The sequence below is a fragment of the Bradyrhizobium genomosp. III genome (genome assembly GCF_000261705.1).
Taxonomy (GTDB): domain Bacteria; phylum Pseudomonadota; class Alphaproteobacteria; order Rhizobiales; family Xanthobacteraceae; genus Bradyrhizobium; species Bradyrhizobium ottawaense.
Window position 1 is genome coordinate 20,129 of the sequence record NZ_AJQF01000233.1, and the last position, 10,972, is coordinate 31,100.

Sequence of the window (10,972 nt, forward strand, 5' to 3'; positions counted from 1 at the left end):
AGTAGATGACGCGAGCCCTCGATCGAGCAGGCACAAGCCCTCCGCTCGCGAATGCCGTGCCTGCACTCCGAAGCGCCGAGTCTAGAGTATAGTCACTGGCTTCGCGGCTGTCACAACTGACTTCGCCTGCGAGGAACCGCGCGACTTTCGGAGAATCGCTCGACTTTGGCCGAACCTTCGGGACAACGGTCGTTTTGCCCTTGCCGTGCCGGATGTGGGTGTGTCGGAAAGCGATCGCTACACTCACGCCGCGGCAAGACCGGCGCACCTATGCATCGATCGGTAGCGGATCCAAGCGAGCAGGACTCTATTGGCCTTTGGGAACCGGCTTCAATGCGTGGTGCTCGAGTTCCGATGGACTATCGAAACGCAGAACAGCTGTTCGGTGCTCGAGCGCACTTCCACTGCCAAATCCGGCCGCTTGCTTTGGAAGACGGATTCCTTGGCGATTCCAGTCAAGGTTTGCATTGCTTTGACTTCGGCGGCTTTCAGATTGGGAAGGGGTAGACCCTCCTCGTCTGCAAAGAAATCGCGACCACTTTGGATGTCAAAGAAATACCGATTCATGGAGCGCTCCAGAAAATTGGATCACATATAGTCCCACCAATCGGTGTGTCGCTTGCCTGACGACTCGGACATCGATACGGCTGTCGTCCTGTCACACGATCAGCCTCAACTGTTCGATCTGTCCCGCCGCACGTTGCGAAATTCTTCGGGGCCCTTCATTAGTTTCCCCTTCCGGCTTGCCCTGTCTTCAGATGTCGCATCCGCATCGCCCATCCCGTCGATTGCGTCAGAGGCCAGCTCCTTTGCCCGGATCCGAGAGCTCTCACGCTTCGACTTCGGAGCTTGGCGCATAGACCGATCACGCAGGCCGTCCAGCGCCGTCTTCACCAGCAGCTGTATCGCTTCTGATCGGTTGGGCCTTCGCTTCTGGCTGAGTGCCCAAGCGTCAACCTGATCGAGAAGCTCAAGCGTTAGCCGAACTACCCGGCCTTGCTCACCTGTCGCCGCTGGTGACTTCTGACGAACCGCTTTCGACCCAGACATATTGGACATCATTCAATTGGAGTGTGACAACCGCGCCGCCGCGACACTGAGAGGCGGAGACAGTCATGCCTGCGAGGTGGCGCATCAGGCCATTTCGTTCCGCTCTTGAGCTAATCAACCCGGCCGCTTAGGGTTCCAGTGAACGCTTGCCTTGAGCGCGGCGCCGATTTCACTGGCTATTCCCCACCGGGAAGCGCAGCGTGGTCCCGAGCAAGGAGCCCGGCCTTGAGCGGAAGCACGTTTAGCAGCGTGGGTGCTTACAGTGGCTCAAGGTACTCAGTCTCGATCGCGCGTCCGAACGCCCCGCGCCAACGACGCCGAACACGATCAGGTGTCCAGCGCAGGTCTTTCGGCGGGTTTGCAAAAAAGGCGCCGTATGACGGAGATCACCAAGGAGGCCATGGAAGGTGCCGCTGCGCGGCATCTCTCGGCTGGCTTCAACTTCCGTGCCTATACGCCGCACAAGATCGCTTACGATCTTATCCGTTGGGATGAGGAATTCAGACACGCCAATTACACTCGGCTCGTCGTAGCCGTGACGCTCTGGCAAAGCGGCTCGTCTGACTAGGGGAAGCGGCCGCGGCTCGTCGCGCGGCCTGGATCTGCAGTCGAGCCAGAGCGGATCGTCATTTACACGGTCACTCCATTTACACGGTCACTCCAGGGATATAGTGTTCGGCTAGAGGTTGGCGGATGCTCACCTTGAAGCTGCCCAGAAAGCAGCGACCTCCGAAGTCGCCGCGTATCGTCGTAGTAGCAGCTCACGTGCCATCGGAAGGCGCAATCATAAAATTGGGTTTACCAACGTGCGTCAGCAGCGCCGATGCACGTCCTCATGCGCTCACGAAAGGCCAACCATCATGAAACTTCCTGCAATATTACAAGGCGAGGCGCGGACCCGCTTCCTTCAAGGAATCGCTTTCGGCGCGGTGGCGACCATGGCGATTGGATTTGCCTGGGGCGGTTGGGTCACCGGGGAGAACGCTAGAATCATGCGCGCCTCGGCGGAGACCAGTGGCAGGATGTCGGTTCTGGTACCGCTGTGCGTCGCTCAGTTTACAGCCGCGGATGGAGCTATCGCCAAGTTCAAGGCGACCGGCCCTTACTCCAGGGAAAACGTCGTCAGCGAATTCGTGAAGAGTGTGGCGTCCACGAGCATGGATTACTCATTCGCCAAGGCTTGCGCGACCGGCGTCGAGACGGAGATTGCCAAGACGGCGACAAAGACCTGACGAGCCATCCGGAAGCACATGGTGAATTCTGGTGGCGCGGTGGGGTCGCTCGCGCCCAATGACGGGCTAGGACACCTGATGTCGCCGGACCTCTCTCAGCCGCATGTTGCGAGGACAGGACGTCTCGCGGTTTCGTGCGGTGTCGGTGAGGTTGACCCGCTTGTTAGGCGATCCTTGCGAGTCCCGTCCGAATTGACATGAAGAGGCCGGCGGATTCGACTTCGAAGCGGCCCACTTATACGAAGATGTATCCGAAGACCGCCTCGACGTCCTCGCGTACTTTCAAGTCCACGGAAGCTTTGTTTTGACTGTGCCCAGCGGAGGCACAGCGTTGAAAATCAAGAGCGTCGAAAATTCAAGGCTTCCGACCATAGCGGAAGCAGTCAATCAGGCGAAGCCTTCCGAGCACTCAATCCTTCGCCTCGCCCGGCTTATCGGACGACAAATGGCCCGTGACGATATCAAAGATCGTCGATCAGCTTGTGCCTCGCCCGAGAAAGAAACCAGCACAATCTAGGCGCGGCTTAGCCGACGCTCATCGCACATCGCCATTGTGTAGATGGAGCTCTCGAGTACCAGCAAATGGGATATGAGCAAAGACGCACACAGCGCAGCGTCTTTTAGTTCACTCCAGAGCGCCGCGATAGCCTTTCCTTGCATCACATATCCGGGTGTGCACGGCATATAAATGCCGCGTTCATTCGATATTTTTTGCTTCACGGCGCCATGTGCCGGCGCAAAGCGGAATGCAAGGACAAGTCAATGACGCGAGTTGCGCTCTATGCCCGATACTCGTCTGACAATCAACGTGACGCCTCGATCGAAGACCAATTTCGTATTTGCAGAGAACGCACGATGCGTGAGAAGTGGACGATCGTCAATTCTTACAAGGATGCCGGAATTTCCGGTGCGAGCATGATCCTTCGTCCGGGCATCCAAGCCCTGTTGCAGGATGCTCAGAGCCGTGCGTTCGATATCGTGCTCGCTGAGGCGCTCGATCGCATCAGCCGCGACCAAGCGGACGTGGCGACCCTGTTCAAGCAACTGCGCTTTGCCGGGGTTCCGATCGTCACCTTGGCCGAAGGGGAAATCACCGAGCTTCACGTCGGTCTAAAAGGGACTATGAATGCTCTATTTCTGAAGGACCTCGCTGCGAAGACGCACCGTGGTTTGCGAGGTCGGGTAGAGGGTGGAAAGTCAGGTGGCGGGCTTTGCTACCGATACCGCGTTATCAAACGGCTCGACGAGCGCGGAGATCGTATCCGGGGAGACCGAGAGATCGATCCGGCCCAGGCCGGCGTAATCCGGCGCATCTTTCGGGACTTCGCCGCTGGCATCAGTCCGCGAGCGATCGCGGTGAAGCTCAACGCCGAAGGCATAGCCGGCCCTGAGACCCAGCTGTGGAATGACACGACGATCCGGGGCCATGTCAAGCGCGGCACCGGGATCATCAATAACGAGCTTTACGTGGGACGCCTCGTTTGGAATCGGCTGCATTACATTAAGAATCCTTCGACGGGGAAACGCATCTCGCGTCTGGGATCGGGTGAAAGCCAAGCAAAGTGAGATCGCCGAAAAATTTATCAATGTGACAGTAGCTGTCCGCGAGCACCATTCGAACAAACGACTTAACAGTGCTCGTCGCCCAAAGTCGTTGTTCTCGGGACTTGTCCTCTGCGGCTTATGCGATGGCCCCTGTTCACTGCGCGGAGCCGATCGCTTCGTCTGCTCGGCACATGTCAGCAACGGGTCCTGTTCGAACGGCCGCACCTTGGCGCGGAGCGAACTCGAACATCGCGTATTGGGCGGGCTGAAGGACCGGTTGCTGGCGCCAAACGTCATCGCAGAAGCAATGCGCGCCTATGCTGAGGAGATGAACCGGCTGAACCGAGACCGGCGAGCCCGCGGCGATGCTTGGCGCGCTGAACTGGCGAAGGTAGAAAAGCAAATCCATGGAATGGTCGAAGCGATCAAGGAGGGCATGTTCCAGCAGTCGATGATCGCGGCGATGGATGCGCTGGAGGCTCGCAAAACCGAGCTCTCTGCCCTGCTCGCCGAAGCTCCTGCCGATACCCCGGACATTCTCCCGAGCGCCTCGCAAGTCTACGCCAAGAAGGTCGCCCACCTCACTGAGGCTTTGAACCGTCCTGAAGACCGGGCCGAGGCCGCCCAGGCTCTTCGTGGTCTGATCGAACGCATCGTTCTCCGGCCGGGTGCCAAGCGCGGCCAAATCGACGCCACCCTCCATGGTGATTTGGGCACAATCCTGAGCTGGACTGCTGCGCGTAACGCGGAAAAGGCGGCACAAACCAAAACTCCCGCAGCCTCGGCTACGGGAGTGTCGGTATCAGTGGTTGCGGGGATAGGATTTGAACCTATGACCTTCAGGTTATGAGCCTGACGAGCTACCGGGCTGCTCCACCCCGCGTTAAACACTTGCGTGCCTTCAGTTAGATCCCGGGGACGGTCGGTTGAGGCCGGCGCTGTTCGCGTGGCTTTTCTCGTCCGTCCCAAAGGCTTCCTTGGAAGGCAACCCCGGGCAAAGCCCTCGGGTGCGGGGCGTATGTACCAACCCGAGCTGCCTTTGGAAAGGGCCGCGGGAACGTTTTTTTCGACTTTATGACAGCGGAAGCGACCGATTTCGGCTGCGTTCCGCGCGCTCTTGCCAGAAGTTCCACAAAGGGCCAGCTTGCGGCAACAAGATTAAGGCTGACACGCGCCCTTGAGGGAGGAACGCCCGTGGACAAATCCCTGACGAGCGCCCCGGTCGGAGCACTGGAGGAGGCCTTCCACGCCATGGTCGCGCGGTCGCGGGACGAGCCGCCGGCCGGCCTTGCCGAGCGGCTCGACCGGCTGGCGCGGCTGCGTGCCGTGGTCGCCGACAACGAAGAGCGTTTCCGGCAGGCGATCTCGGCCGATTTCGGCCACCGCTCGGCGGTCGAGACCACCATCGCCGAGACTATGCTGCTGTTTTCCGAGATCCGGCATGCCACAAAGCACCTCAAGAGCTGGATGGCGCCGCAGCGGGTCGCGACCGCGCTGCAATTCCTGCCCGCGCGCAACCGGCTGATGCCGCAGCCGCTCGGCGTCGTCGGCATCATCGCGCCCTGGAATTATCCGCTCCAGCTCACGCTCGCGCCCGCGATCGGCGCGCTCGCCGCCGGCAACCGCGTCCTGATCAAGCCGAGCGAGCTCACGCCGCACTTCGCAGGCCTGCTGAAGGAGACGGTCGCCGCGCGATTCGATGCGACCGAGCTGCTCGTCACCGGCATCGAGGGCGAGATCGCAGAGGCGTTTGCGCGCCTGCCGTTCGATCACCTCGTATTCACCGGCTCGACCCGGGTCGGGCGGCTGGTCGCGGAGGCCGCGGGGCGTAACCTGACGCCGGTTACCCTCGAGCTCGGCGGCAAGTCGCCTGCGATCATCGATGCCTCGGCCGACCTCGATGAAGCGGCCGAGCGCATCGCCTACGGCAAGCTGCTCAATGCCGGGCAGACCTGCATCGCGCCGGACTATGTGCTGGTGCCGGAGCGCTCGTTGCAGGCCTTCGCCGAGAAGGTGCGCGCCCAGATGCGGCGGATGTTCGGCACCGATCCCTCAAACAAGGACTACACCTCGATCATCTCGGACCGGCATTATGCGCGGCTGGAAGGCCTCGTCGCGGACGCGGCGCAGCGCGGCGCAAAAATCCTGGAGCCGGCGAAGGCGGACGATCCGAACTGGAAGGCGCATCGCAAATTCCCGCCGACGCTGATCGTCGGTGCGACCGAAGCGATGGCGGCGATGCAGGAGGAGATTTTTGGGCCGGTGCTCCCCATTCTCAGCTATCGCGATCCCACTGATGCCATCGCCTTCATCAACCATCGCGACCGGCCGCTGGCGCTGTACTGGTTCGGCAAGGACGGCACCGCGCGCGACGAGGTGCTGGCGCGCACCATCTCCGGCGGCGTCACAATCAACGACTGCCTGTTTCACTTCACGCAAATCAACCAGCCGATGGGCGGCGTGGGCGCATCCGGCACCGGCGCCTATCACGGCGAATGGGGCTTTCGCACGTTCAGCAAGCTGAAGCCGGTGTTCTATCGCTCCAAGTTCAACCGCCTCGCCGACCTCTATCCACCCTATGGCGGCAAGATCGCGCGGCTGGAGAAATTGATGCGGTTCATGTCGTAGTTGCTCGTCATTCCGGGGCGACGCGAAGCGTCGAGCCCGGAATCCATATCCACCAGTCGGGGTTATGGATTCCGGGCTCGCGCCAAGGGGCGCGCCCCGGAATGACGATAGGGGGAAGCATCAGTGACTGACACATTCGATTTCGTCGTCGCGGGCGCGGGCTCCGGCGGCTGCACGGTTGCAGGAAGGCTGTCGGAGGATGCGGCGACGTCCGTGGCGCTGCTCGATGCGGGCGGGACGAACGACAATTGGCGCATCACCACACCGTTTGGGCTTGCTCTGCCTTACAAAACGGCCAACTGGGCTTTCGATACCGTACCGCAAGTGGGATTGAACGGCCGCATCGGCTATCAGCCGCGCGGCAAGGGTCTTGGCGGCTCCTCGGCGATCAACGCCATGGTCTACATCCGCGGCCACAAATGGGACTACGACCACTGGGCTTCGCTCGGCAATGCCGGCTGGTCGTATGCGGAGGTGCTGCCCTATTTCAAGGCTTCCGAGAACAACTCCGATTTCGACGGCGAGTATCACGGCAAGGGCGGCCCGCTGCATGTCAACCGGCTGCGCGCGGACAATCCGATCCATGATGTCTTCCATCAGGCCGCACGCGAGGCGCAGTTCCGCATTCGCGAGGACTTCAATGGTGAGGATCACGAAGGGCTCGGCAGCTATCAGGTGACGCAGCACAATGGCGAACGCTGGAGCGCGGCGCGCGCCTATGTGCATCCCCACATCGGCAAGCGAGCCAATCTGCGCGTCGAGACGGGCGCACACGCCACGAAAATCCTGTTCGAGGGCGGGCGCGCCGTCGGCATCGAATATGTGCAGGGCAAGCAGACGAAGCAGCTGCGCGCGCGCCGCGAGGTGATCCTTGCTGGCGGCGCCTTCCAGTCACCGCAGATGCTGATGTTGTCGGGCATCGGCGATGCAGATGCGCTTGGCAAGCACGGCATTGGCGTCGTGCACCATCTGCCCGGCGTCGGGCGCAATCTGCAGGACCACCCGGATTTCGTGTTCGTCTACGCCTCCGACTTTCCGCACTTCGTTCATGCCTCGCTCGGACGGTTGCCGTCCCTGCTCCGTGCCATCCAGCGCTATCGCAGCGAACGACGCGGCCTGATGACCACCAATTTCGCCGAGTGCGGCGGCTTTTTGAAAACCCGGCCCGATCTCGACGTGCCTGACATCCAGCTCCACTTCGTCATCGCGATGCTCGACGACCACGGCCGCAAGAAGCACAAGGAGGCGGGCTTCTCATGTCACGTCTGCCTGCTGCGGCCGAAGAGCCGCGGCAGCGTGTCCCTGAAGAGCGCCGATCCGCTCGCAGCGCCCTTGATCGATCCGAACTTTTTGGGCGAAGAGGAGGATCTCGAGAGGATGGTCGCGGGCTTCAAGACCACGCGCCGTCTGATGGAGACGCCGGCGCTGCGCGCGCTGCAGAAGAAGGACATGTTCACGTCCGACGTGCGAACCGACGACGACATCCGCAACATTTTGCGCGATCGCGTCGACACCGTCTATCACCCCGTTGGCACCTGCAAGATGGGGACGGATGCGCTTGCCGTGGTCGATCCGGCACTGAAGGTGCACGGCGTCGAGGCATTGCGCGTCGTCGACGCCTCGATCATGCCGACGCTGATCGGCGGCAACACCAACGCGCCGACCATCATGATCGGAGAGAAGGCGGCGGATATGATCAGGGCGGAGATGCGGGCGAGTTAGTCGGCGCTGCCACGTCATTCTCGGTGTCGTCCCCGCGAACGCGGGGACCCATAACCACAGGGAGGAGTTGTGGCACGAGATGATAACTCCGAGTCCTCGCCAAATTTCTCCCTGTGGCTAGCTATGGGTCCCGGATCTGCGCGCGCTTGAGGCGCGCTTGTCCGGGACGACAGTGGGGCTTAGTTCAACAGGAAGCCACCGTCGACGGTGATCACACTCCCCGTCATGTACCGCGACGCCTGTGACGCCAGCAGCAGAATCGCGCCGTCGAGATCGGACTCGGCGCCGACACGGCGCTGCGGGATGCGTTTGGCCAGGCGCTCGCCGGCCGGCGTCGACCAGAAGGCGTGGTTCATCTCGGTGTCGATATAGCCGGGCGCGAGCGCGTTGATGCGGATGTTCTGGCCGGCGAGCTCCAGCGCCATCGCCTTCGTCGCCTGGATGATGCCGGCCTTGGAGATCGCGTAAGGCGACACCGCCTTCAGGACGCCGGTGCCGAGCACGGAGGCGATGTTGACGATGTTGCCTGACTGCTTGCGGGCGATCATGCGCCGCGCGACTTCCGTCGCGAGGAAATAGGCGCCCTTGAGATTTGCGCCGATCACCGCGTCCCAATCCGCTTCGGTCTGCTCGGTGGCGAGTTTCTCGATGGCGATGCCGGCATTGTTGATCAACACCGTGACGGGACCGAGCGCGGCCTCTGCTGCGTCGACGGCCCGGGCGATCGAGGCCGTGTCGGTGACGTCGAGCGCGACCGCGGCGGCGCGGCCGCCCTTGCCGCGGATCTCCTCCTCCAGGCTCTTCAGCTTGTCGGCCTGACGCGCCGCGAGCGCGACGGCTGCCCCGTGGGCGGCGAGCACCCGGGCAAATTGCCGCCCCAGCCCCTGGCTCGCGCCCGTGACGAGGATGGTTTCTTTACTGACGTCAAATAGGCCTGACATTGGCGATAGACCCTACGCTCTTGGAGCCATCAATACAGACGATTTTAGCGATCTGAAACCGGAATGATCGGTCCGGCGTTCATTCGTTCCGTCGAGGGCAGGGTTTTGCTGATGAACAATTTCGATCTCGCCGTCTACGCCGCGCTCGCCATCGCGGTCGGCTTCGGCTTCAGGACCGGCCTGCTCCGCAGCGCCATGACCATCCTCGCCTATCTCCTCGCTGCTCCGATCGCGGTCGCGCTGATGCCGTTGATCGTGCCGCAGATCGCCGGCAATCCGAATGCGCCATTGCTACAGAACTGGATCTGGCTGTTCGGAATCTTCGTGGTGGTCGGCATGCTGTTCGGCTATATCGGCCGCCTGGCGCTGAACGACACGATCCGCGACGCCGGCATCGGCGATCGGCTCGGCGGTGCCGCGCTCGGCGCCGTCAGGGTCGGTCTCGTCGCCACCACGCTGGTCCTGGTGTTTGACCAGATCGTGCCGGCCAACAGACAGCCGCCTTTTCTCACCGGCTCGCATCTGCGGCCGCTGTTCTCGACGGCGGGTCAGATGGGCTTCAAGTCGCTGCCCCCCGGAAGCGACCTCCGCGATAGACCGCCTCAAGCAGGAACAGCGCATCTGATCTGTCGCATTTGCATCGCTAGCGGCGAGGTGCATGCATTTTGATGCGAGCCCGTGCCTTATCAGCGACGCCGATGTTGGCTAAAGTGGGCGCCATCCAAAACCTGCCTGACATTACGGGAGTGAAACAGTGGATCTTGGGATCAAAGGTCGCCGCGCCATCGTCTGCGCATCCAGCAAGGGCCTCGGTCGTGCCTGCGCCATCTCGCTGGCGGAGGCCGGCGTCGACGTCACGCTGACCGCGCGCGGCGCCGAGGCGCTGAAGAAGACGGCGGACGAGATCCGGAAAGCCTATCCTGATGTGAAGGTCACCGAGATCGTCGGCGACATCACGACGCCGGCGGGCCGCGAGGCCGTGCTGAAGGCCTGCCCCGAGCCCGACATCCTGATCAACAACGCCGGCGGCCCGCCGCCCGGCGATTTCCGCAACTGGACCCGTGACGACTGGATCAAGGCGATCGACGCCAACATGCTGACGCCGATCGAGCTGATCAAGGCGACCGTGGACGGCATGATGGCGCGCAAGTTCGGCCGCATCGTCAACATCACCTCGGCCGCGGTGAAGGCGCCGATCGACATCCTCGGCCTCTCCAACGGCGCGCGTGCCGGCCTCACCGGCTTCATCGCCGGCCTGTCGCGCAAGACCGTGATCAACAACGTCACCATCAACGGCCTGCTGCCCGGCCCGTTCGAGACCGACCGTCTCACCGGCACCGCAAAGGCCGAGGCTGACAAGCGCGGCGTCTCGGCCGAGCAGATCCTGACCGAGCGCGCCAAGCTCAATCCCGCCGGGCGCTTCGGCCAGCCCGACGAGTTCGGCTATGCCTGCGCCTTCCTGTGCGGCGCCAAGGCCGGCTTCATTACGGGCCAGAACATTCTGCTGGATGGCGGCGCGTTCCCCGGGACGTTGTGACCGGTCCTCTCCCTCTCCCCGTTCTTACGGGGCCGCGACGAGCTTCGCTCGCGCCGAAAGGGCTGGGGTGAGGGGCTGCTTCGGCAAACACGGTGAGAGTTGGACTCACGGAGAGTCCCCCTCACCCGATCGCTTTGCGATCGACCTCTCCCCGCAAGCGGGGCGAGGTCAGCAAGATCACCGCTGTTTCGTCGGCTCGTCTTCGTCCTGCTGACTGGGAGCGGACGAATCGGCCGTCGTGCGCTCGTCGGTCCAGTCGATGCCGAATTCGTCGAGCCCGCCTGCGAGCAGATCGCCCAGCATCGGCTCCCCCCGCC

Annotated in this window: 9 protein-coding genes, 1 tRNA gene and 2 pseudogenes; 8 read left to right on the plus strand and 4 right to left on the minus strand. The window is 62.3% G+C overall.

Annotated features, from left to right (window positions below; all coding sequences use genetic code 11):
• Positions 1-330: 330 nt before the first annotated feature.
• Positions 331-567: a DUF6894 family protein gene (locus IC66_RS0120340; protein ID WP_028140622.1), complete on the minus strand. Its 237-nt coding sequence runs from the start codon at positions 565-567 to the stop codon at positions 331-333.
• Positions 568-1,426: 859 nt separating this feature from the next.
• Here IC66_RS0120340 and IC66_RS0120350 point away from each other — a divergent pair.
• The 4 genes from IC66_RS0120350 to IC66_RS49110 all read left to right on the plus strand — a co-directional run bounded on the left by IC66_RS0120350 (position 1,427) and on the right by IC66_RS49110 (position 4,677).
• Positions 1,427-1,618 (plus strand): hypothetical protein, encoded by a 192-nt coding sequence (locus IC66_RS0120350; RefSeq protein WP_028149236.1) that lies wholly within the window; start codon positions 1,427-1,429, stop codon positions 1,616-1,618.
• Between the two features lie 292 nt (positions 1,619-1,910).
• Positions 1,911-2,282 carry a hypothetical protein gene (locus IC66_RS0120355; protein ID WP_049801952.1) on the plus strand — a complete coding sequence of 124 codons (372 nt, stop codon included), beginning with the start codon at positions 1,911-1,913 and terminating at the stop codon, positions 2,280-2,282.
• A gap of 762 nt (positions 2,283-3,044) precedes the next feature.
• Positions 3,045-3,848: a recombinase family protein gene (locus IC66_RS48375; protein ID WP_083859307.1), complete on the plus strand. Its 804-nt coding sequence runs from the start codon at positions 3,045-3,047 to the stop codon at positions 3,846-3,848.
• A gap of 22 nt (positions 3,849-3,870) precedes the next feature.
• Positions 3,871-4,677, plus strand: a complete 807-nt coding sequence (locus IC66_RS49110; protein WP_334262659.1) for a zinc ribbon domain-containing protein — start codon at positions 3,871-3,873, stop codon at positions 4,675-4,677.
• Here IC66_RS49110 and IC66_RS0120380 read toward each other — a convergent pair.
• A tRNA-Met gene (locus IC66_RS0120380) sits at positions 4,634-4,710 on the minus strand. The genes IC66_RS49110 and IC66_RS0120380 overlap by 44 nt on opposite strands.
• 368 nt (positions 4,711-5,078) lie before the next feature.
• On the opposite strand from IC66_RS0120380, the gene IC66_RS0120385 reads away from it, so the two are divergent.
• Positions 5,079-6,455 carry a coniferyl aldehyde dehydrogenase gene (locus tag IC66_RS0120385; protein WP_370157274.1) on the plus strand — a complete coding sequence of 459 codons (1,377 nt, stop codon included), beginning with the start codon at positions 5,079-5,081 and terminating at the stop codon, positions 6,453-6,455.
• 123 nt (positions 6,456-6,578) lie between these two features.
• Positions 6,579-8,177 (plus strand): GMC family oxidoreductase, encoded by a 1,599-nt coding sequence (locus IC66_RS0120390; protein WP_038948814.1) that lies wholly within the window; start codon positions 6,579-6,581, stop codon positions 8,175-8,177.
• Between the two features lie 179 nt (positions 8,178-8,356).
• On the opposite strand, the gene IC66_RS0120395 is transcribed toward IC66_RS0120390, so the two are convergent.
• Positions 8,357-9,118, minus strand: a complete 762-nt coding sequence (locus IC66_RS0120395) for an SDR family oxidoreductase (protein WP_028140629.1) — start codon at positions 9,116-9,118, stop codon at positions 8,357-8,359.
• A gap of 111 nt (positions 9,119-9,229) precedes the next feature.
• Between IC66_RS0120395 and IC66_RS0120400 the strand changes: the two are divergent.
• Positions 9,230-9,743, plus strand: a pseudogene (locus tag IC66_RS0120400) (CvpA family protein).
• 129 nt (positions 9,744-9,872) lie between these two features.
• Positions 9,873-10,655 (plus strand): SDR family oxidoreductase, encoded by a 783-nt coding sequence (locus IC66_RS0120405; protein ID WP_028140631.1) that lies wholly within the window; start codon positions 9,873-9,875, stop codon positions 10,653-10,655.
• Between the two features lie 177 nt (positions 10,656-10,832).
• Here IC66_RS0120405 and IC66_RS49235 read toward each other — a convergent pair.
• Positions 10,833-10,972: pseudogene (locus tag IC66_RS49235) on the minus strand (DUF3775 domain-containing protein); the annotation flags it as partial.